Annotated in this window: 13 protein-coding genes; 1 reads left to right on the top strand and 12 read right to left on the bottom strand. The window is 43.7% G+C overall.

All coding sequences use genetic code 11. The features are described from left to right. Positions 1-103 precede the first annotated feature (103 nt). From GJU87_RS01760 to GJU87_RS01740, 5 genes are all read right to left on the bottom strand, one after another. Complete coding sequence (locus GJU87_RS01760) at positions 104-1,234, bottom strand: glycoside hydrolase family 76 protein (protein ID WP_153637937.1); 1,131 nt, start codon at positions 1,232-1,234, stop codon at positions 104-106. A 78-nt stretch (positions 1,235-1,312) separates the two neighbouring features. Beyond that, positions 1,313-2,458: a SusE domain-containing protein gene (locus tag GJU87_RS01755; RefSeq protein WP_153637936.1), complete on the bottom strand. Its 1,146-nt coding sequence runs from the start codon at positions 2,456-2,458 to the stop codon at positions 1,313-1,315. 43 nt (positions 2,459-2,501) lie between these two features. Next, entirely contained in the window at positions 2,502-4,142 is a 1,641-nt protein-coding gene (locus GJU87_RS01750) for a RagB/SusD family nutrient uptake outer membrane protein (RefSeq protein ID WP_228491811.1), read from the bottom strand. An 8-nt stretch (positions 4,143-4,150) separates the two neighbouring features. Beyond that, on the bottom strand, positions 4,151-7,378 hold the full coding sequence (locus tag GJU87_RS01745; RefSeq protein WP_228491810.1) for a TonB-dependent receptor: 3,228 nt from the start codon (positions 7,376-7,378) through the stop codon (positions 4,151-4,153). A 334-nt stretch (positions 7,379-7,712) separates the two neighbouring features. Then, positions 7,713-8,699 (bottom strand): FecR family protein, encoded by a 987-nt coding sequence (locus tag GJU87_RS01740; protein WP_153637934.1) that lies wholly within the window; start codon positions 8,697-8,699, stop codon positions 7,713-7,715. A 314-nt stretch (positions 8,700-9,013) separates the two neighbouring features. On the opposite strand from GJU87_RS01740, the gene GJU87_RS01735 reads away from it, so the two are divergent. Then, the gene (locus GJU87_RS01735; protein ID WP_153637933.1) at positions 9,014-9,586 is read left to right on the top strand and encodes an RNA polymerase sigma factor; all 573 of its coding nucleotides are present in this window, start codon (positions 9,014-9,016) and stop codon (positions 9,584-9,586) included. A 204-nt stretch (positions 9,587-9,790) separates the two neighbouring features. Here GJU87_RS01735 and GJU87_RS01730 read toward each other — a convergent pair whose 3' ends face one another. From GJU87_RS01730 to GJU87_RS01700, 7 genes are all read right to left on the bottom strand, one after another. Continuing rightward, positions 9,791-10,975 (bottom strand): sugar MFS transporter, encoded by a 1,185-nt coding sequence (locus GJU87_RS01730; RefSeq protein WP_153637932.1) that lies wholly within the window; start codon positions 10,973-10,975, stop codon positions 9,791-9,793. A gap of 32 nt (positions 10,976-11,007) precedes the next feature. Then, positions 11,008-11,943, bottom strand: coding sequence for an ROK family protein (locus GJU87_RS01725; RefSeq protein WP_153637931.1), 936 nt, complete (start codon positions 11,941-11,943; stop codon positions 11,008-11,010). Between the two features lie 193 nt (positions 11,944-12,136). After that, the gene (locus GJU87_RS01720; protein ID WP_153637930.1) at positions 12,137-15,376 is read right to left on the bottom strand and encodes a glycoside hydrolase family 38 C-terminal domain-containing protein; all 3,240 of its coding nucleotides are present in this window, start codon (positions 15,374-15,376) and stop codon (positions 12,137-12,139) included. 139 nt (positions 15,377-15,515) lie between these two features. After that, positions 15,516-18,029, bottom strand: a complete 2,514-nt coding sequence (locus GJU87_RS01715) for a glutaminase family protein (protein ID WP_228491809.1) — start codon at positions 18,027-18,029, stop codon at positions 15,516-15,518. 531 nt (positions 18,030-18,560) lie between these two features. Further along, complete coding sequence (locus tag GJU87_RS01710; RefSeq protein WP_153637929.1) at positions 18,561-20,741, bottom strand: hypothetical protein; 2,181 nt, start codon at positions 20,739-20,741, stop codon at positions 18,561-18,563. A 197-nt stretch (positions 20,742-20,938) separates the two neighbouring features. Beyond that, complete coding sequence (locus GJU87_RS01705; protein WP_153637928.1) at positions 20,939-21,754, bottom strand: DUF3823 domain-containing protein; 816 nt, start codon at positions 21,752-21,754, stop codon at positions 20,939-20,941. 35 nt (positions 21,755-21,789) lie between these two features. After that, positions 21,790-23,847: a RagB/SusD family nutrient uptake outer membrane protein gene (locus GJU87_RS01700; RefSeq protein ID WP_153637927.1), complete on the bottom strand. Its 2,058-nt coding sequence runs from the start codon at positions 23,845-23,847 to the stop codon at positions 21,790-21,792. Positions 23,848-23,864 lie beyond the last annotated feature (17 nt).

Raw genomic sequence — 23,864 nt, 5'->3', positions numbered from 1 at the left:
ACCACAAAACCTGAATTAAGGCGGACCTTTTAGCGTAAGAGCAATCCAATGAAAACGGGAAGTGTTCTCCTTTATGACAAATCTTACATCAACTTGACATTCATTATGGATTTGCCAGCAGCAAAGCCGCCGCTTCAATCAGCATGGAACCACTTAGTTGTTCAGTTAATCCTGTCGCGCTTACAGGTTTTGTTTTCCAATACGTACTATAAAAGACCTGTTGTTTATTGGTGCCTTCTCTCCAAAGTATTTCGGCATTGTGTTTTAGGAATGTCAAATAGCGTTTTTGTGTTCCAGAGTCCAAATCAGGCAGCTTGATTAATTCGCTGAAATACCGGATAAAAATGCCTTTGAACAAGCCTCCGTCGCCAGAACCTTCGTCTTTCAACAACTGATCATTGCTATTAACCAATGTATTTAAGGTGTAATCAGCGGCTTTCACGGCATCGTTCAGATAACTCTTATCTCCTGTAATCTTGTACAATTCCAATGCCGCTCCCAAAAAAGTACCTTGATTATAGGTAAAAACCCAACTCGTTTTTATCTCTCCTGTTTTCGCATCCAGGTTATCATAAACCGCACCACTGGCAGGATTAAAAAGTGTCTCCTTTTCCCAGTTATAGATTTTGATGGCCCATTCTTTGTTTGATTCATCCCCGAACCTCTCATATAAAAGAGCAGCCAGTACAGCAGCTGGTCCGTTTGAGCAGGCGTTTTTACTGTACAATTCAGACTTATTCCAGGCAATGCCCCCCCCGCCGTTTGTATTCCAGCCTGTCTGGATATCGGACCATACCGTTTCGGCTGCCGTTTTGAAGCGGGTATCACCGGTTGCATCATACACGCGAAGCATAGCCAAAGCATTCCATTCCATGTCATCATAAAAATGATTCAGGAATGAGCCGCCATTTCCTGCCTTCACTCCATCGTACCATTGATTGATAATCGACAGATAGGTATTGTCCCCCGTCCTTTTGTAGGCATCTACCAATACATTTAACGCGTGAGCCTGCGGCCAGTATTGAAAATTGTTGTTGCCGTCGCTACTACTGTTAAAATAATGAACCGATGCATTCCAGAAATTATCAGTCAAACTCATGCTGCTGCTATCTGCAGCATCATTCCAATCAATAGTATATTCTCCATTCCCTTCACCACCAGACGGTGTATTGTCCTTTCCACAGGCCTGAACTATTGCTACCAATAGTAACAGAAAATAATAGGTTCTTTTCATTGGCTTTATTTTCTTCGGTTAGAATAAAATGAGGGGGCAGGCATACACCTGCCCCCAGGTTTATGTAGTTAACTTGGTTTACTGATCGCCAACTTTTACCACAGAATGAGTGTATGGTTCTTCGGCTCTGAAGTAAGCGGTTACATCCACCAAAGCCATATCCATCTCACTTGCAAACTTGAATTTCCCGTCCCATTGGCTGTCATTCACCGGATACAGATAGTAATAAGAAGCCGGACTTGAAGCCGTCGGTCGACTGTCGGTGTTGGGCGTTCCCCACCATTCATCAACCGTATCTCCTGTACTGGTCAGCGTAGTCATCTTGAACTTATACCGTTCATCCCGTCCCCACGATTCCTGTTTGAAGGTAATCGGCTGATTGGTTGCTTTAAAGGTTCCATCACCGACATAATCCATGGAGAAAAGGAATGAATTGGTCGGGCAGAAAAAGAGTTGAAAATCGGTGATCTCCGTGTAAACAGTTGACCCAAGGTTGAAATCCAGGTGAATACGATAAACCCCCGTTTTTTCGACAGTCGAGTTTTTATCACCTTCTTTGAGCAGACCGTTTTCTACATAAAACTGTCTCGGAGTTCCCACTTTTGCGTCGGTAAAGTGGTATGATTTACCAGCTTCCAGTTTAGTATATACGTCAAACTCGCCATTAGCAACAGATTTCATCATGGTTGCTTTGGACAAATCGGTTCCTCCTTCGCTAGCGTCACCAGTTACGTATACATCTACAGGAATATCTGCAAACCCAGCCAAACGGGTAATTTCAAGTGTCCGGCTCTCTTCAGCTTGCAAATCATTAATTCCTTTAGATGAAAACACCGTCCAGATAATCTTCCCTGTTGCCGAAGACTCGATTCCGGCCATTCCAGCAATTTTATTCAGTAATTTGTGAGTAATTGTCGCATGGTTGTATGCACCATTATTATCTGAAGCCATCCGGTATACAGGAGCGGAAAAATCCCCTCCTTCCTTGTCAAACGCTACTTCGTACAATACCATTCCGCTATCTTCGGCCTTAGCTGGTTCCCACTCAAAATAGAGAGAGGCTGAAGCCGAGCTTTGCAGAACGACGGATTTAGCATCAGCCGGTTCATAAAGCATCTTTACGGCTGTGACGCGGGTATCTTTTAGTTCTTCATCGTTCGTACATCCCAGAATAGCAATAACCAATGATGATAATATAGTTAGTTTTATTAATAATGTTTTCATGACCAATATATTAGGTTTTTGTTTTTACTTTTCATATTTCAAATCAATAGCCAGAATTCTGTCCCAGAGAAGGATTCAAGTCTTTTTGCGACTGCGGTACTGCCCATAGATAATCACGTTCCGGATTAAAGGAGCGTTTATCCAACCGGATATATCCATCGTCAATTCCCGGATCCCCAAAACGGGCACCGTGCGGATAACCATTCAGCACATTCTCTGCGGTCTTCCAGCGACGGATGTCAAAGATGCGTAGCCCTTCGACCGCCAATTCAGACCGGCGTTCATTACGAATAATACCACGAAGCTCTGCTGTGGACCAGGCACTGTTAAAGTTCAGAGCATATGCATCGGAAAAACCAGCCCGCTCACGGATTTTTTGAATTGTTTCGTCCCATACACTTTGATTCATTTCACCCAATTCATTCTTTGCCTCCGCATACATCAACAAAACGTCAGCATACCGAATAAGAATCAGATTGAGTCCTGAAGCAAAAGTCGTAGTAGATGTCGGGTCATAATATTTTCGCAAATAATACCCGGTAGAAGTAGCATTTGTTCCTTGTCCCTTATACTCATCTACTGCTGATGTCTCGTCCGGAGCACTACCCGGTTTTATATAAATAGTCTTAGTTGTACCATCAGGCTTCTTCCACTGATAACCATCATAAACCACGGTGGCTGTAAGTCTTGGATCCCGGTTGACATAAGGATTATCTTCTGAATATCCGGAATTCGGGTCGTCGATTGTTCGTCCATTCAATGTCAGATAACTGTCTACAAGCTCCTGCGTGGGAGCCATTGCATTCACTCTGGCACCTACAGACTGCGGCGCATAATCGTAAAATTCGCTCCAGGTTCTCAATTCCGGCACATACTCCACGTCCAGGATGACCTCTTCATTATTCTCATTCTCGGGAAGGAAAAGTCCTTCATAAGACGGGAACAATGCATAATGGCCATAATCGTCAGAATTGATCAACTCTTCACAGGTAGCGGCCACATTTTCCCAATCATTACTATAAAGGTAAGTCCTCGCCTTTAAGGCTACAGCAGCCCCCGATGTGATACGTCCCGCATCGTCAGTTGAATACTCCTCACGTGTGGGCAGCTCGGGAATGATCTCATCCAGTTCTTTTCTCACGAAAGCCAACACTTCTTCATGCGAAGTTCTTTCAATGGTTTTCGACTCAGATAATGACAGATCATGATCAAACAACGGAACATCGCCAAACCAGGTTGTTAAACGAAAAAACAGATACGCTCTGATAAACCGGGCTTCCGCCTTCATCCTCGTTTTTAGTGCCTCATCCATTTCCGGTACACGATCCACATTCTCGAGGAAAGTGTGGCAGGTTTTTATTCCAGCATAACAATCCCTCCACTCGTTAGCGAAACGATTATTGGATGCATCGGCCTGACCCGAAGAGATTAATTTTTCATCGGGTGTACCACGTCCTTCATAGATATTATCGGACAAAGCCTCTGTAGAAAAGAAATAACCACTACTGTACATTTGGTTGTACGCCATACTCAGCACCATGTTGGCCTTCTCGGCGGAAGTCCAGTAGTTTTCCTCAGTAAATTTATTCGTTGGAGCGAGATTCAGATCATTGCAGGATGTCAGCAATACGATGAGCAAACCTGCAAGACCTGTACAATATTTAAAGAAAGTCTTTTTCATCATGTTTCATTTTAGAATTGCACATCAACACCAAATCCGTAATAGCGCAGTGTTGGATAATTACGTCCACTGTTAGCTCCGGTACCACCGGTTCCTCCCATATTGCTTCCGAATTCCGTCGATTCCGGATCGATAAATGAGACATTAGCCAGGGTTAACAGGTTCTGAGCATTCAGGGTAAAACGCAACTTTTGAATACCCACTTTAGTCGTTATTCTCTTGGGAAGAGTATACCCCAATTGAATGTTCTTCAAACGAATATAAGAAGCATTAAAGATGTAGAGATCAGAAGCTTTACCAAAATTATTGGTATTAGATGCCGAACCAGAGGAAGCCAGTCTCGGCCATCTGGCGTCGGGATTGACGGGGGTCCAGAAATCCAGTTGGTGTTTATACATCACATAGGAGTAATTTGCATGGAAAGGTTCCACCAATTCGCCACGGAGAAACATTTCACGTTTCCCAACTCCCTGGAACAGCATATTCAGGTCGAAACCATTCCAGGTTAAATTATAAGTCAGGCCAAACGTATACCGGGGAAATGCATTACCAATAATCGTTCGGTCCTTATCATCAATCACTCCATCATTATTCAGATCTTTATATTTTACATCTCCTGGTTGCACGGTTGCTCCAATCGGAAGTGCGCTGTTATTTATCTCCTCGTAGCTCTGGAAATATCCATCGGTTTTGTAGCCATAGTATGAGCCCAAGGCTGCTCCTTCACGAATGATCTTCTGCATCTGATCACTGGAGTTAATCTGTTCATTTCCTCCAAAATCCGTGACGGTATTCTTTGTGTCAGCCACATTCAATTTAATATCATGTACAAATTTTCCTGTTTTTACATGATAACTCAACGTAGCTTCCCAGCCCTCATTTTTCATTTCTCCTGCATTTTCCTTAGCAACTGCACCTCCAAAAACAGTTGGAACAACAGGGGTCAGAAGGATTTGAGATGTGACTTTATTGAAGTAATCGAGTGATACATAAAACTGGTTGTTGAAGAATGTCGCATCGGCACCGATGTTGAAATTAGCCGATTGTTCCCATTGCAGTTCGCTGTTTCCAAAGTCAAAACCTGTACCGGATACTGCATGATTATTAAAACCATATATATTGGTATAAACGGTATAAGTAGTGAAATAGGCATAGTCATCGACATTTTGATTTCCCAAAATACCGTAGGAGCCTCTAATTTTCAAATCTCCGACATTCTTCTTATACCTTGACATAAAACCCTCTTCCGACAATCGCCATCCAGCTGACACAGACGGGAAAAATCCCCAACGGTAATCCTTGGCAAACTTGGAAGAACCATCATAACGAAAACTAAACTCGCCATAATATTTGTCGTTGTAAGTATAACCTGCACGGCCAAATGCAGAATAGATGCTTCGCTCCTGCGTTTGAGCCGGCGTATTGTAGCTGCTGGGATCGATCTCTGTGTCCGATTCCGGGAGTCCCAAATCTCTATCCGTATATTTCTTCTTGATTTCATTAGCCTGTCGGGTATATGACTCATTCGAGACCCCCAATAGTCCGGTTACCTTATGCACTTCATTAAAAGTTCGGTTGTAATCAAGTAAGAATTGTGTGTTCAGTATATATCTCTTTTCATTATAATCTTCCGTGTTCCGGTTACTATTAGCATAGGAACTCGGTTGTGTTGCTGTTTCACTTGCATAAAAGGGGACTTCCAGACTGCGAATAAAACGATGATTGGCACTCAAATCCAATCCCACCAGCCCTTTCGCTATCAACCCATTAGCCACTTCCAACTCGACATCCAGACTCCCCAGGAAATTATCATTGTCCTTTTTCTGGTAGCCGCCTGCTTCGAGCAAGCCCAGCGGGTTGAACTCCGATAGCACATCATTTATCAAATAATGACCATTATCGGCTTTCATCTTATAGGTATAATAAGGAGGAATACGCCCCCCATCTACAATCAGCGTTCCTGCGCCAGCGTTAGGAGCCTTTTGCATCGTCCGATTGTAAGCCATGTTAGCGCTTACTTTTAGCTTTCCATACTGATTCACCAGGTTTGTTCTGAAATTGTAGCGCTCAATTCCGAAATTTCCAACGAAGTTACTTTCCTGATTAAAATAACCCGTTGAAATCATGTAGGACGAGTTCTCCGTTCCCCCTGAGATACTGGCACTGTAATTTTGCTGCATCGCATCTTTTAAAATACCATCCAAAAACCACTGTCCATCACCGTGCTTTTGAAAATCCCGGATTTGCTCAGGAGTAAACACTGGTGAAGAACCACCGTTAATTAAAGCCTGGTTTTTCAACAAGGCATTTTGGTATCCAGGAACCGGTTCATATAACACATCAGGAGACTGGATTCCGACCATGGAATTAAAACGAACAACTGGCTTACCACCTTTGGTCCCTTTCTTGGTGGTCACCAATATCACACCATTGGAAGACCTCGAACCATAAATAGCCGCACTACCAGCATCTTTCAACACCGAAATATTATCAATATCATTGGGATTTAACTCATTCAGGCTTTCCATCTCAGTAATGACCCCGTCAATCACAATTAACGGATCATTGTTGTTCATGGTACTGATTCCCCGAATATTGATATTCATGCTATTGTCATTGGGGTTCATGCTTCGCTGCTGAATTGTCAGGTTCGCAGCTGCCCCCTGCAATGCCTGCATCGTATTGCCGACAGGCCGGTCTTCCAGTATTTTTGCGTTCACCTGATCGACTGCTCCGATCAGGTTCTTCTTCTGACGGGTACCATATCCGACCACGACCACCTCATCCAGTCCGGTGGATTTATCTCTCATAACCACATCTATCCTACTCTTTCCATCAACGGAAATTTCCTGTGGCTCCATTCCTACAAAAGAGAAGACCAGGACAGCATCATCAGGTACATTCGTGAGGGTATAATTCCCGTCAACATCTGTAATGGTTCCATTCGTCGTCCCTTTAACAAGAATTGTAGTCCCGGGAATAGGTTCTCCATCTTTACCCGTTACTTTTCCGGTTATTACTTTTGACTGATTAACCGGAATCTTAGGCTCTCCCTCATTCTCTTGAAACAGGGCAACCTGTCGACCAATAATCCGGAATTGAATGCCCGTCCCACTCAGAATTTCACTCAGTATATCCTGAATATCCCGATCCCGTATGTCAACGGTGACCTTTTTATCCGTCTGAATATTATCTGAATAGAAAAACCGAAATTCACTTTGATTTTCAATTTTCTTCAAGACCTGTCCAATAGTTTCATTCTTGGCGGACAAGGATAATTTGGTTGATTGCGCGTAGGTTTCGGAGGCTAAAACTGAGAAAGCCGACAAGCACAGTATAAAAAAGCTCAGTTTCATACGTATTAAAAGTTTAACAAAGAAATATCCTAAAGGGACTTCCTTCAGTCTCTTTTTTTTCATAGGTTTGAAATGTTTAAATGAATAATTTTCAACAATTATTTTTCGAACAGGTGGAAAGGTTCGCGGCTTTTCCACCTATTTCTTACAAACCACTTCCCCGCGTGGTTTATTTATTACCAGTTAGGATTTACTTCATAGGCAATTCTTTTATTAGTTATTTATTGGCATTAGTACTTTTTCTGTATATAGTTAGTTTTCTTGCATCTTTGTTGTAGGCATATTTGACTGGAAGTGTAATTTCCATCAATTCCATAATCTCCCGAATAGACTCAAACTCGATATTCGCCGTTAACCGGAGATCCATTAAAGAAGGGTCGTCCACGTGAATATCTACATTATACCAACGTTCCAGACGTTTAACAACTGCCGATAACGGTTCATTCTGAAAGATCAGTCGATCATGAATCCATGCAGAAAAAATCCGGGTATCCACTTTACTTAGGGTAATCGATTCTTGCAGCGTATCAATATGTGCCTGTTCTCCTGGAGTTAGAAAATCACGAGCCCCTGAGCGTGTCTCCAACATGACTTTACCCCGCTCCAGCGTTACAACAGGAATTTCATTCCTGTACGCCATAACGTCAAAAGCCGTTCCCATTACATTCACATCAAACCGGGAGGTTTTAACCGTAAAGGGATCGCCGTTCTTTGCAACGTCGAAATAGGCTTCTCCCGTCAATTCAACGAGTCTTTTTCCTCCTACAAATTTTGCAGGGAATCTAAGAGATGAACCTGAATTTAACCATACCGTAGAACCGTCTGGTAACTGAAATGATGTCTTCGATGCCAACGGAGTTGAAACAGTCTGATAAACAGCTGGCACATTTCTCCCCTTATATACCTGCAAGAAATAGGTTACTGCCAAAGGAATGAATAAGACCGCAGCAACCCTTACCAGGTAAGTCATCATCTTTCTGGATCTCGGAACCGGAACTTCCTGGCTGTTGATCCGATAGTGAATCTGATGCAACGTATCTGATAAATCCGGAGCTTCATCATACAAAGGCATAGTGTTCCAATCCTCCAGCATGTTAGTCGACAATTCATTTTCATTTCCCTGCTTTGTAATCAAGTCGACGAACAGGTTAAACTCATCCTCCTCACACCGGTTTTCCAGATATTTTTGAAAAAATTTCTTCACAATATTTCCCTTTACATATGTTTAAACGCTTAGGTCAGACAAAACCCCCACCAATTTTTAACATTTTTTTTATTTTCTATGTATTTATTCATTCATACTTATCCCCAAAAGAAAATTCTCTTCTGTAAACTTCCGCCAGAACAATAACTAAATGTATGGTTTCGTGCATATAAGGAGGGTCAAAAAAAAATAAGACAAGGATGTCTTCATAGATTCCTGTTTCTTATTGGTTAATGTTAATACCGATAAAATACAGGAAAGAAAACATTTTTTGTAGTTTTACGACAGTCATATTCGTTGAAGCCAACTAAACCATGGATGACATTAAATTAATAAAACGTTTTAAGGCTGGTGAGAAGATCGCGATTAACGAATTATATGACCGGTACAGCAGCAAACTTTATCGTTTCGCACTCGGGTACCTGAAATCAGATGCTGAAGCCAGAGACATTGTCCAGGAGGTGTTCATTCGTCTCTGGAATAACCGAAAAAATTTAGCAGAAAGCACCCAATTCGAAGCTTTTCTTTTTACGGTAACCAAAAATATCATTGTATCAGCATTTCGAAAGAAAATAACCGAAAAGGAGTACCTCGATCATCTAAGATACTTGGTCATAGACAATCATTCTGACACAGAGACTCAGGTAGATTATGCATTGTTGTCCGAAAAGGTAAGTGGCTTAATTACCCAACTACCAGAGCAACAAAAAAAGGTCTACATTCTTAGTAAGGAAAAAGGATATACCAACAAAGCAATTGCAGAAGAACTGGATATTTCGATAAAAACGGTTGAACGCCACATTACCAAAGCCCGTCGTTTTCTGAAAGAAAACCTGGAGAACTACGGTATAATCGCCTTGCTGTTTTATGAATTGTTCATTCGCTGAAAAAAGGCTTTCAAACTACTTCCGATTAGGCCTTTCCATTGGACAAACTAAATTTCCACCAATCCGCATACGCCCGCTCTTCCGCTATCCCATCTGACTGGCTTATTTTTTCAGTCTTTCCCAGTCGAATGGAATACAGAATAAAATAAAAGGGCCCTCCATTGCCTTTAAAGTATCAATGAAGTTCCCTTCTAATTTAAACATCTACACCCCCGAGACCTTTCGGTGTACAGCAAAAGCTATGTATACCAGGTAGAGTGCACTGAGCAATATGACAAGAACAGCTCCTACCTGTGAGCCAAGCGCATCGGACAACAACCCCATGAAAAAAGGAATGACAGCTCCGCCAAACACTCCGGTAATCATCAACCCCGAAATCTCGTTGGCTTTATCGGGACGCGATTGGATAGCCATTCCAAATATGATTGGAAAAATATTGGCAATCGTAAACCCCACCACAGCAAAGAGACCAAAGATCAGCACCTCATTTCCGGCAAAAATCAGCATAAATAATGCCAGTGCCGCTATGATGATATTCCACTTAAAAAACTTCTCTGAGGAATAGTGCGCCAGCAGGAATGTTCCCAGGAAAGTTCCCATCGTACGAAAGGCAAAGTAAACGCTCGGTCCGTACCCCGCGTTGATAGCTGACAGACCACCACGCTCCATCAATATTTTAGAGGAAGCCGTATTGATACCAACGTCAACACCTACCACAAACAGAATTCCCAGAAAAAGCAAGAGAATGGTCCGATCTTTCAAAATTCCCATCACACTGCCAAAAGTATTCACTTGTTCCTCCACCGAAGATTCTTTTATGGGAGTAGCCAACAACCAAATCGTAGACAAAAGGGTAATAACAGCATAAATTGGGAAGATATACCGCCAGCTTCCCAGGGCAGTAGCAGCGAAAGCTGCGATAAAAGGTGCACTGAATGAAGAAGTAGCTTTCACAAACTGACCTGCTGTCAGGCTACTGGTCAGCTTATCTCCTTTTACAACGTTGGTCAACAAAGGATTCAACGATACCTGCAATATGGTATTGGCTATTCCCAGCAAAGCGAATGCTGTCAACGACACCACGAAAGTATAGTCAATCAAAGGCAAAAACATAGCTACGATTGTCAAAACATTACTGAGAACCACAGTTTTCTTCCGCCCAATTTTATTCATCAAAATCCCGGTGGGAACCGAAAATATGAGAAACATTGAAAACAAAGCTACCGGAATCAGGTTCGACAAAGTATCCCGGAAGTCGGGACTGTAATCACTCAGCAGATCCACTTTCACGTGCGCAGAGGTAATACCAACCACGTCACAGAAGCCCATCACAAAGAAGCCGAACAGTACCGGCAATACATGTACATATTTGTTTTTTTGTGTTTGCATTTGTCGTTTTATTAAGTAGATGATCCGAGAATTCACATTTTTGATAGTACCGGCTCAATGTGCCGCCAATAGACTGAATCAAGCATGCGAGCACTCCCGATAATAGCTGCATCTTCCCTAAGTCCTGAAGAGACTACACGGGTTTCGACCTTAAGTGACGATAGTTCTGCTTTAAAGGCCGGTCCAAAGAGTGACCAGGCTCCCATGACATTACCACCAATAACCAGGGTTTCGGCTTCAAAATCTTTCAGCCATGGTCCTAAAAAAACACCCAGATTGGAACCAAACTCCATAAACAGCTCTCTCGCTTCGAGCTGTCCAAGAATTGCCTGCTCTGCGACGTCTTTCACACCAGCAATTATTTCCCCGGAGATATCAGCCCAACGGGCAACGAACCAACGGGTAGAAAAGTAATCATCGGCAATACCTTCCATGAAGGGAAGATGCCATACACAGCCCATCTCCGGAACTCCATCACCTTCCACGACCGGAACACCGTCCAATACGAAGGCCGAGCCAAAACCAGTTCCAAGCGTGATCGAAACACTTTTCGTCGTTCCCATGGCTTGCCCCTGCCAGGCTTCGCCTACCGCAAATGCAGAGGCATCATTCATAAACCGCAGGGAAGCTTCTGTCGACAATTCCAAACGGGTAGCTAGTTCCTGTTGTACATTAACCCCATAAAGACTTTCAAACTTGGCTACTTTTTCGAATAGGGCAATCCCTTTGTCATAAGCAAACGGACCAGGCATGGCAAAACCAATTCCAGACAAGCTGTCCGGATCAACCCCGGTAATAGCCTGTTTCAAGGCTTCTTCCCACCCATTCAGAATATTATTGGCTGAAGACTGATTATCGATCTTCCGTTCCGCCCGACTTGATTCAACAATACACCCTTTAACCATGTCTACCAGGGCGCAACTGATATGGCTGCCACCAATATCAGCGCCAATAGCATATCTTTTCATAGTATTCTAAATTCTTTTTTACGTGCTTTATGCTTTTATCAGAATCGATATTCGCTTGAAGTTCCGGGAAACTAAAAACCTGATTGGTCTGAGACATAATGTACCCTGGACCTCAATTCCGGATACAAAGTCAAAAAGAATATTTCTACTTCACCTCATACCCGGAATTCAGGTTCATTTCAACGGTTATACCCTAGCGAATTGTCACGGCTCTTGCGTCGTGAAAATCATCATATAAAGGATGTAATGGTTTTGCTGTACCTCCTGAACCATCAACTGCTGTTATTGCCAGCACCTTGATTTTATCATTATTTGGTAACTTGATACTCCGGATGCCAGCAGGTACCTTTAATTCGTATTGATACAGATAACAGTATTGGTAGGCGAGATTCTTTGACGGATAAGCCTGATGACGATGTGAAGCAAACCACGCGATATCATCTCGCTTCACGTACGGGCCGTCTATCGATTTAACCGTGTGTCCATCGTCGGCAAAGTTTCGATGATAAAACTGGCCTATGTAACCAGACCATCCCTGAATATTCAGCGAATGAACTTCACCTCCAACCATGAAATTTCCACGTGTATCCTGTGTTGCTGCAGCAAGTATACAAACTCGGTCAAACTGTCCCCCCGGGAGTTTGATTTCTTGACCTTTACAACTAACAGCGTTATTCATGCCATCATCTTTACTCGCTGTACGAAACTGAATTCCTTTACTATTGATAACGCCAGGAACCATTTCTGCTGGCAGACTTGATCTCCAGGCAAAATTGCCATCGTCCCGGTTATCATCAAAACTCATCACATCCTGGTTATAAGGCAGCTCTAGTTGAACCTGTCTGACTGAACCAGACATACCATCCGACACCAATTTGACTGCGTAACTCCGAACCGCATCGTGAGTCAAAGAAAAATCCAACCGATTCCCTGAAAACGTAGCCGGACCAACTTTGCGTTCCTGACCGTCCACCTCATAAGCATCCGCAATTTTTCCATGAAATAAAACCTGAGCGTTTTTCATCTCCTTACCAGATAATTCATTCAACCGAATCAGGTAGTAATCGCCGTGTTCCATCTTTTTAAAAGCCATAACCCCGGCTTGCGGAGTGCTCAAAGAAAGAAATGATACATATTTGCTCCATGCCCCATTATGCCTGGGTACTTCAAAAGCCATCAGAGGTTGATTAAAGTATTTCCCCTGCCAGGCGGACTGACCTTGTTGCCAGCCACCTTTGTGTCCGTAAAGACCATAACGAAACTTCTGCACTCCCCAATCCTGAGTATCCTGATAACGGCACCAATTCCACCGGGAATTGACCTCCGGAGTGAACAGCAGGGTTAAACGAAGGGTGTTATCCGAAGGCTTGTCTGAGCCATATTTACAATCTTCCAGTATTGTTACACCATAATCGCCACTTTTATCAGTCAGGTCAAACCATTTCTTAGACGGGACTTCATATTTCAGGTGATCGTTATTACCCCTCATAATCGTTCCCAACCCAAGGTTGTAGGTAGCTTCCGGATTACTGACCGTTAAAGGGAAAGCAGCTTTTAGGCTCACTCCCTTCGATTGCCAGTCAGCTGTATTCGAGACCTCCACACGCTTTCCCGCTTCTCCTGAAGAAAGACTAATAACCTGGCTGATGGAAGAATTACGTCCTTTACGGGTCACTTCAACAGCCACACGAACAGGTCCGTTCTCAACAACTCTCACAGTCGCGGATTTATCCATATAGCCTACCGGTGATTTCTGCCGATCTTTCCAGTCCATATTCCAGGAAGGCCATTCGGCAGGAGCTTCGTGCAGGAACTCCAAACGGGCTGGAGATGCCAACAACTCTTTCCGGGCTTTTTTGTCAAAAATACTAGCGACATCGCCATTATCTCCCAGCGTTACCTTGTAATACGCATTTTCCAGCGTGCGCTCAGTTGCCTTCAGCTTGTGAGAAACATTCTCCGTTTTTTTAGCTTCCCGAATATCGAAAACAGCCAATCCTACCGAAGGAACTTTTGCCAGAAACAAAATCTTCATTACATGCCCTTCCCGACTCTCTATCTGTGTAGGAACTGCTTTTCCTCTTCGATCGAATACCTGCACATTTGCCGGCATCTTTTCGTAGGTCAAACTAGCCATAACAACATCTTCCCGGCTGTGGGCAACCGGATTGTATACAACGACCGAACGACCTTTCACTTCCGTATTCATTCGGTTGCTCAGTTCTTCAATCGAATTTTTTAATACGCTTGCAAAACCATTAGCAGCAATAAATTCATCGTTCCAGGCGTATTCGTAAGCTTTTGGGATGGAGGTTCCGGGAAGAATATCGTGAAACTGACTTCCCAACACTAATTCCCATGAGGCATTTAGTTTTCTGAAAGGATAATGGGCTAAACGAGCATGATCTGCCACTGCTGCCAAAGGCTCAGCAGCCCTGGCGAGTACCTCATTTTTTCGGTTCATCCGTTTCACATAGGCCTGAGAGGTTAACGACCCTGAACTGTGTTCTGTCAATAAGAGATCTCCCTTGTAACGGGGTAATTTCCTTCGGATTTCAGGAGTAATATCTTTGTACATCTGGTCTGAAGAGGTCAGCACTACCTGAAGTTTACTGTCGGTTTGGTTCAAGCTGCCAACGGCATTTTTCACATCACGCTCCCTCGGGGCTCCTCCTTGATCTCCTACACCGTAATAGCGATAATCAAACGAAATATCGTAATCTTCTTTATCCTTGTTCAACCGGGCATTCCAACTGCTGTCCCGATCCAGCCGCGAAACAACGTGACCATTGTAGCTGGTAGCGTTTAACGCTGCAACAACCCCTTTGTCATCAGGACCGTTCCAGACACCCACGTTAAAAGGAATACCGGCTGCTGAGTGCCAGGTCAATTTTTGTGTTGAAAAACCAAGTAAACCACAGTGATGCAAAACGCTGGGTAGATTAGCCACAAATCCAAAACAGTCAGGCAACATATAGTCTACACTCTCCTCTCCAAACTCTTTACGGAAGTAGTTATTCCCGTATAGTACCTGCCGAATCAGTGATTCGGAAGAAGAGATATTTACCTCACCTTCATCTACCGACGAACCCGAAACATACCAACGCCCCTGGTGAATGTAGCTCCGAACCTTTTCATAAAGCTTAGGATAATACTCCTTCATCATTTCGTAGCGCCGGGAGCCTGTAAAATTGAAAACATAATCCGGGTACCGCTCAAACAGATGAAAATTTTCCGTCATTATATTTCGGATATATTCATTAATGGTCTCCGGATAATCCCAGTTCCATTCAGTATCCAGATGTGCATAACCAATGGTATACAACACTTTGTCCTTATTAATGTCATATGGTGCCCTTCTTTGCAGAGGCTGGGCATAGCCAAAGACGGAAAACAGAACTCCCGCCAAAAACATACTTAACCTGATTTTCATTAGTTCGTTAATTTTTGATTGATTTTAAACAGGAGTAAAGCCCCGCCGGACTGCCATTTCCGGCGGGGATGTTTGGTTTACTCTCTGATTTTAATTAGGATATAGGATATTAGATATTTCGCAAAATCTATGCGATAGATTACTTTGGTGGTTCTTTTTCCAGCATTTTAATAAAATACCCGCCCACAACCGAACGTGCCTGAAAGCCTACCTGTTTGGCATTGGTCGTTTCGTACCAGTCGGTCATCGGAACCCGGTCGGGAGTTTCCGTCACGAAGCGGTGCAGGCGGTCTATGAATTGTTCAAAATCGGCCTGGTTATCAGCCAGTGTTGCTGTCCAGACAATCCAGTCGGCTTTGGTATAGGTTTTCCGGTTGTCAAGCGGCAAACCGTACTGGTTCTGTTTGGTCAGGTAGTAGGCAATTTCCTTCTTCGCTACTTCCCTTGGGAAAATATTAAACTCGAGCAACTTGTCCCATACTAAATTATATTTCTGACTCCAGGTTCCGGGCTTGTCAAACGTCAGCCGGTAATGGTCGCCATCATTAGCCATCGTTTGCCATCTTTGGGCCATCTCTTTAGCAGCTGATGTGTACTTTTGGGCAATATCGGTCTTGCCCAGCATCTCAGCCAGTTTACCGTATCCTTCTATTCCCATGATGGCTTTAATCGACAGGTTCGTGTTGTGCGCAAAATGTCCGGCAAAATCGTCGGTACATAACTGGTTTTCCGGATCCAGTCCGTTTGCAAGCAGATAATTAGCCCAGATCGTCAGCACTTTCCAGTGCTTAGCAGCATAACCGGCATTCCCTTCCATCCTGGCAATGGCTGTTGTCAGGATAATCATGTTGCCACATTCTTCCACCGGCATATCTCCTCCATAAGTCTGTCCGTTGGCTTTCGGATAAGTACCCACATCGTGTGCCGCAAACGGTTTGGTCCATTTACCGCTTTCCGAATAATAGAATATCGGGTTCAGCATGCCCTTCAACAATTCCGGATTATAATACAGGAACAAGGGAGCAGAGGGGTAAGTGACGTCAACCGTCCCGATCGAACCGTTACTGAAATTCTCTTTCGACAGGAAAAGAATGTTTCCATTCGGATCTTTCACCAGTTTGTGAGCAGCAATCGACTGCCGGTAAGCCAATACGCACAAATCAGCATATTTCTTTCCGCCGGCAGCAAGAGTTTCCTTCCTAAGCTTATTATCAAACTGCTCACAACGTTCAATCACTGAGTCGTGTTCTTTTTCGGCAGACTGCAAAGCATCGTCGAAAGTGATTGTCCCCTTGTGCGTCCACCAGGCCTTCAGATTAGTACCAAAATACTGGATTGATTCGATATCGTTATAACCGATCATTACATAACCATCCGAAGTTTTTTGGGAAACCTGCCCCAGGTTTTCCACACAAGCCATGGCCGGCATCGACCGGGTCATTTTTGCTGTTAGTTCGTTTGGTCCGGAAGGCACTTTCCCGTTTTCGGCAAAAGCTGTTTTGGTATCAAAATAGTTTCCAAGTGCAACAGAGCTGTTCTCACTTTTACCGGCAGCCAGATAGACATAGCCCCAATCGATGCGCACATTATCGCCTTTCTTTTCCAGGATCGGCTGTTCAGTGGTTCCGGCTTTTACATATTCAATGTTACCGGTTTCACCTTTGCTGACCTGAACTTCCTGACTTACATCATTCACTGCCCACTGCGGCGTAATTTCAAAGTAAAGCTGAACATTATGTTTGGCTCTATCGTTCGAAGTCACCTGGTAGTTGATATAGTCGATCGGGCGTGAAAGCAGATCCAGGTCGTTTGGTAAAAGCGGTGCTACAAACTGAATATCCAGATTAACCGGGCCGGCAGTGAAGCTGTAGTGCGTTTGTGTCGCGGAAAGCGAAACACTGTTTTGTGTTGCGGTCCCGGCAAAAACTTCTTTTTGGTCACCATCGGTGTAGAGCCCGAAATCGACATAAGCCAGTCCGCCGGTATTCGTACAATGTCCGGCCAGGATATTTTTACCGTCCTTATTCAACAGTTTCGGATCTATTTTTAACACGACATCATTTTTTGCCGAATGCCCCGTATTGACGATTTCTTTTCCGTTCAGGTAAAGTTGAAAATCATCATCGTGTGAATAAATCAAATAGAGGTTTGCATCTGCTGCCGTTTTTGGAGTGGAGAACTCGCGTCTTACCCAGATTTCTTTGGTGTTCCATTCGGTGCCAATGGCTTTCATTCCGGAGGTACCAAAAGCAGCTTTCCCCCTTTCCCAGCTGTGGTCGTTAAAACCGGATGTCTCCCAGTTTTTTTCGGGTGTTTTGGTGGTGTATCTTCCTTTCCAGGCTTCTTCGTTAGCCATAGGAACCAGCGTTTTCAACGGGATATTTTCCCTGCCCATAAAACGATAAACTTTCCCATCGACCCGAATAGCGCCAATCAGTGAATGTATCTTCCCCGTCCAATGTTTCACAGGACTATTAAACAAGGTGTCTGTTTCACTCCATGCACTGGTATAAGGATCAACAGTAATCAGCGGGTATGCCGGAGCACGGAAGGAAACAGCATCGGTCTCACTTCGCTTTACATGCGACTGCGTACAGGAAAAAAGAAGAAACAGTATTCCTGTGAACAGGTACAAATTCAGTGTTCTCATCATTTTGTTTGGTTTACGTATTAAGTCTCTAATTCTTCACATTTCTATATCTACAATGCCATCTTCAGAAAAATCATCTCCTCGTTTTTCTCTACTGCAACACCTTAAGTATTAAAGCATCCTACGTTTCTCCTTATCGGAAAAACCGACAATCATAGTTAATCTGAGCACAATATCATTCAGATGCTGCGTGGAGCACTAAGAACCATTTCTCATTCAGATGACAACCTCAAAAGCCGAAGCAGAAGATTCACGTCTGTCAGATATCAAATTTCGTTTTGGGGAACAATAGAGGATTAACAACAAGCGTACGACACTAATCAAAGAATTTATCAGCGCAAACATTCCGACTTTAAATTCAGTCTTTCTGCTAAAAGCGATAGTATCGGTATCTCCGGGCCCGCGAAACCCATTCTAATATTCATCAGGAAAATATTTCGAATATTAGAGACGCTATGTTGTGTTAGCCGTAAAGTTATGTTTTATCATTTAATCTGAAAAATATTTTTTGAATTTTACATTCATCAACGAGGTTTACCATTCGATCTTCACTGTAATACCGTCGGGGCTGTTTTCAAACCCCATCCAGTATGTGTGGGATTGATTATCCCATGAAGTCTGAACATTCGGAAGCTCATTTCCTCCTGCATCCTGCGCCTGAACTTTCCTGGGTTTTTTGGGTAAAAGAATCCGCATACTGTTGGTTGTTTTCAGTGGACTTTTCACTAAAAACGAGTATTGTTTCCTTTTCCTCGTTTCGTCATAAACCCGCGCGGCGGCAGCTAAGACCTGTGGCTTCTTCTTGCTTTTCACCCGGTGGAGATCAAAAAGCAGAGCTTCCCTACCGGGTTGAACTGTTTTCACACTTAAAACCGGTAGCTTGGGATCATATAGGTCGATAAAAGCTCCATGTATTGTAAAAGGTTTGGAGTCTACTCCCTCATCCACCACAGAGACAATATCATAAGATCCACGTTCCAGGTAGAAACTATTTTTAAACACCAATTTACCTGCATGGGCAGATTTTTCATACGCATTCTTAACAATATGGATGAATGACGCATCTCCCCCTTTTTTCAGAACAAATTCTTTAGGGTCTTCCCTGATGACATACACCACCCCTTTCCCCACAGTATATTGACCAGCAGGCAGATCAGGATTGAGCCCCATTTTTACGAACAAATCTTCAGACGGCGCTTTGTATCTATTCCCCTCCTTATTCCACCACTCTTCAACGGATTGATACGGATCATCATCCCGACCACAATAAATTAAGACTCCTCCATTTTGAACCCAGTTCGTCAAATATTCATGCCCTTCTCCAGACATTGGTTTCATGTTAGAGTAACTCATAATAAGCACCTTGGTGTTTTTAAGTGCTTCCGGGTAGGACAGGTTTTCCATGTGGGATATTCCGACCGGCACTCCTCTCTTTAACAAGGGTAAAGTTTGTCCGTAGAAATTGGAAAAACGGGGATCTCGATAGCCATCATGTTCCGGAAACTGCTGGAACATCAGTGAATTGCTCATTAGGATAGAGATTCCCTGAGAACCGCTAACGGCATGATTTGAAACAGGCATTTTGTTTAATGCATTTATCATCACCTGCATTTGTGTTGAATAATACCTCGGGATCAGCACCTCCTTGTCGCTTCCGGCCAACCGGTAAGGACGGGTATATATTCTTTCCGGCCAAGGCATTACTTCGTAGTTATTAACCGTGGGGTACAGCAATTCTGCCGTAAATGTTGCCTCATAATTCTGTTTGTAATCCTGCCAGTTTCTGGGCCAATCCTCAACCGGATCAGTTAAAAGAAACAACTTGCGATGTGTGGGGGCGGTCATCGATACCATAGAGCCATATTCCAGAAAAGCTGTTTCAAATACCCGCTCTTTTGCTTTTCCGTTAAAGTAGTTGGGTTCACGTGAAGTACCAGTCCAAACCTGTGCGATGTAACCATCCACACAAGGCAAAGAAGCCAAACTGGCTTCCGGACTAACAATTTTCCATTGCGAATAATTCACCAGCGAATGAGTCGGGACGTAACATTTCACATCCATTCCTTTACTTTTCCCATACTCTTTTGCATAAGTAAACACCTCATTCAGCGCGCGGTAATACAAATGATATTTCAACTTGTTTGCCAGGTAGGTGTTTTCCGGGGATTTGTCCTGTGGCCTCCAGTCGAATCCATAGAAAGCCTTCCATTCCCGCCTAAACGCTTCACTGTAGCCCGCACGGGCCCAGAATTCAGGTTCCTCCATGAAAATTGCCTTAACACCAGCATCGATTACTCTTTTGACATGTTTCTCTTTTAGGTACTTCAAATAATTTTCGGAAGGAACAATATATGGAACCATGTGCCCGTGCCAAATGGTATCACCATTCTGTTGTACCTGACCTTCGTCCAGGTGCATTTTCCCGTCCCACTGTCCGGTAAAATAGTCTTGGTATTCGCCCCAGGCGATACCCGTCATAAAATGAGCAACATAACCATGGTCTCTCCACGATTTCAGACGCTCTTCAAAAGAAACCCGTTTCGACCTGTCGGAAGGATTTCCTCCAACGCCATATACCATAACAGCATCGGCTCTTACATCAATCGTAGGCATCCACTCACGTGAAGTCTGAAAGGTTGTTTTAACCGAATCATGGGTTTGCGCAAACAGCTGAACCGTAAGCGCAACAAAACAGATGACTAGTAGCTTTCTCATTGTTAATCATTTTTTTGACAGTTCATCACAAGGAAGAGAAGGGGTTAGGTTCCCTGAATATTCACACCAAACTCATCCAAGCCAACGTGGGGGGACGAGCCATGTTTCATATAAAATTTTAGCTGATTATCGACCAAAGTATAAAAGTTTAAAGCCACCTTGTAAAAAGATGACTTTAAACCTCTGACCTTTCTATTTTAAGGAATCATAACTTCCTCTGGTGCGTTATAGTTCCAACGCCTTGTACCGCTTCCCCTGGGAGTATCATAGTTGATACGTGCGGCAGCACGAACAAATACAACCCGACCGGAAGGAATTGTTCCGTTGGATTCAATGGTAATTGTTTCACCCAATAGTGAGTTAAACTCGGAGCCCGAATATTCAATCTTACTTGACCAACGGTCGTCGCGGGCGCGGTATCCTACCGACGAGGAATAGCTGACAAACAATTGAATATCGGTCACATTCAGGAAGCTATTGCTATAACCGCCCATTGGTTCAATTTTGGAACGGAAATCTTCCTCCGAAACGCCCCTTGTAACACGTACCTTCGCTGTAATTTTACCATTGGTTACAACCGGTTCGCTTACCCATTCTACTTTCAGAAAAGGTTGAACTTCGAATTTTACTTTCGTAACACCTTCAATATTGACCGTTTGTGTTTCATCCGCTAACGGAACACCACGGTTGTCTTCCCGGACCAATGGGATAAAAGGTCCAAAAAGATTGACGTTGTAGGTCCCTTTAAACAGTTTTGTATTTTGGAAAGTCCCGTCGGGCATACAATTAAAATCAGGGTTATGGCTCACATTATCGCCATAACTAAGTTCAGTCAAACGCACCGTGATCCCTTCGCTTCCCTGATCGGTAAGCACTGGTTCACCCGTAGCTGCATCTACAACTTCTCCTTGCAAAGTTTCTGCCGGTGCTGCATAGTTATCCAGTTCAAACATGCTGCATGAAGTGAACGAAAACAGCGTTAACGAAAATATATAAATTGCTATTTTTTTCATATCCTGTGTCGTCTTATGTTTAATCGCAAAATTCATTATCTATTCGGTTGCTGATCGATTACCGGACTTTTTGCTACCTCTCCACCTGGAATCGCAAAGTAGTAGTCAACAATATTATACTCGAATGTTTTCAGGCTTACCCACTGAAAATGGGCATCGAAGAAGTATTTTCCACTTTCGGTAGAGAAAAACGGATACAATCCGCGGAACCGATACCGGGCATTATTACTGAACAGATTCTTGTCCCTCTTTTCTCCCCAGAAGCCATCACGTCCTTCGTAGTGTTCAACCCGCCAGCGACGCAGGTCCCACTTGGTCTTATGCTCTAAAGCCAATTCTTTACGACGTTCTTTACGAACGATGTTACGTCCGGCTACATCGGGAGTGATACTACCGGTAAGTAAACTGGCCCCGGCTCTTTCACGGATACTGTTAACCGCATGAGTAGCTACCTGCATCAAGTCATCTCCATCAGGTGAAGATTCTCCGGCCAATGAAAGCTCCACCGCAGCCTCAGCAGCATTCAATAATACTTCGGCATAACGCATCAGGATGAAATGTTGATCGGATTTTCCTTCACCAGCTTCAAAAGAAGGATCGGGATTCAGCCACTTACGGTCATACAATCCGGTAAGGCAACCTTCGCCGTTGTTATAGAAAGGGCCATTGGCTCCGGCAGCGGTCATTTCGGTACCATTGTAATCAACAATCTCCTGACCGTTACCTTCCCTTGGACTTAGGTACAACGTTTTTGGGTCTCCCTTGTAGGCATCCAGATTCTGATAGCGTGTTTCAGCTGCCTGGTAAGAGTAATCGTTAAATAAAGGTTTAACTGGCTCGGACCCCGTATATACTCCGGCACGAATTTCAATTTTCTTACCTTTAAACATGTCACCCGGAAAAATCACATAGGCACGTAGACGAGGTTCAGCATCTTTGAAAAAGTCCAATGGCGAATCATACATCAGGTAGTTACCGTTCGTGTTCGATGTCCCGTCTGTTACCCGGATTGTTCCATCACTATAACGATCGAAACCGTCATACAATTCCATAAAATCAAGCGTAGGACAAGTTCCTGATGCCAAAGGCGCTTTAAAGATAAAAGGGGCACTGTACGCGTCGAACCCGTGCGTCATTGTAGGGTAAGTGTATTCTTTTACATAGATATTTTCCGGGCTGTCCTCATCGCTGAACATGTCGACCATATTCTGATATTGAGCTTCCGGATCGTTGGCTGCCCACTTTTTCATGTAAAGCGCATATTTTCCACTTTTTATCACTTCCTGAGCAGCTAGATAAGCTTCCCTGAAGTACTTTTTCGAAGCAGCTTGCCAGGAATTTTCAGCAAAACCAATTACGCGAACGCCTGTTTTCTGTCCAAAACCGGTTAAACGGCCGGCAACAGTTTCGTTGTATTTGGCGACACTACCAGCGTACAACATTGCTTCCGATTTGAAAGACAACGCAACATATTTGTTTGCATATCCGGTCTTCGGGCTGTTCGGCTGCAACAGAGCAACTGCCTGATCAAAGTCGGCAAGAACCTGGTCCCAGGTTTCCTCTTCCGAGGAGCGTGGCACTTCCAATTTATCCTCTTCCGCAGGGTAAGGAATTACATGGGTGACCAGCGGTACTCCTCCAAAACGTCTTGCCATGGCATAAAACACGGTAGCCCGTACAAAATATGCTTCACCCAAATAATGGTTGTACATCACTTCCGGGTAGGAACTTTTGTAATTAGGTAAATTCTCAATCAGATAATTGGCATCTCGCAATAAGGTGAAGGCCTGCCCCCAATACGGAGTGTTCTCTCCGGTAAAAGCTGTACAAATTCCGTCCCGGTTCAATGCTTCACCTGTTCCGGAAATCCCTATTGCCCCTAACCAGGAGTTAAAATTGATCCCCCACTGAGCCATGTACTTAAAGTCCTCAAAGGGCATATGGCTGTACATCCGTGCCATATAAATCTCCATACCAGATTCATTTGTCAGGAGATCATCGTCGCTAATGATATTTTTGGGTGCAATATCCAACTTCGTGCAAGCAGAAGAGAATATCAAGGCGATCAGTGATAGTATTAATATCCTTTTCATATTATAATCTGATTTAT

Source organism: Prolixibacter sp. NT017 (assembly GCF_009617875.1).
Taxonomy (GTDB): Bacteria; Bacteroidota; Bacteroidia; order Bacteroidales; family Prolixibacteraceae; genus Prolixibacter.
This window is presented reverse-complemented; position numbering and strand designations above follow the sequence as displayed.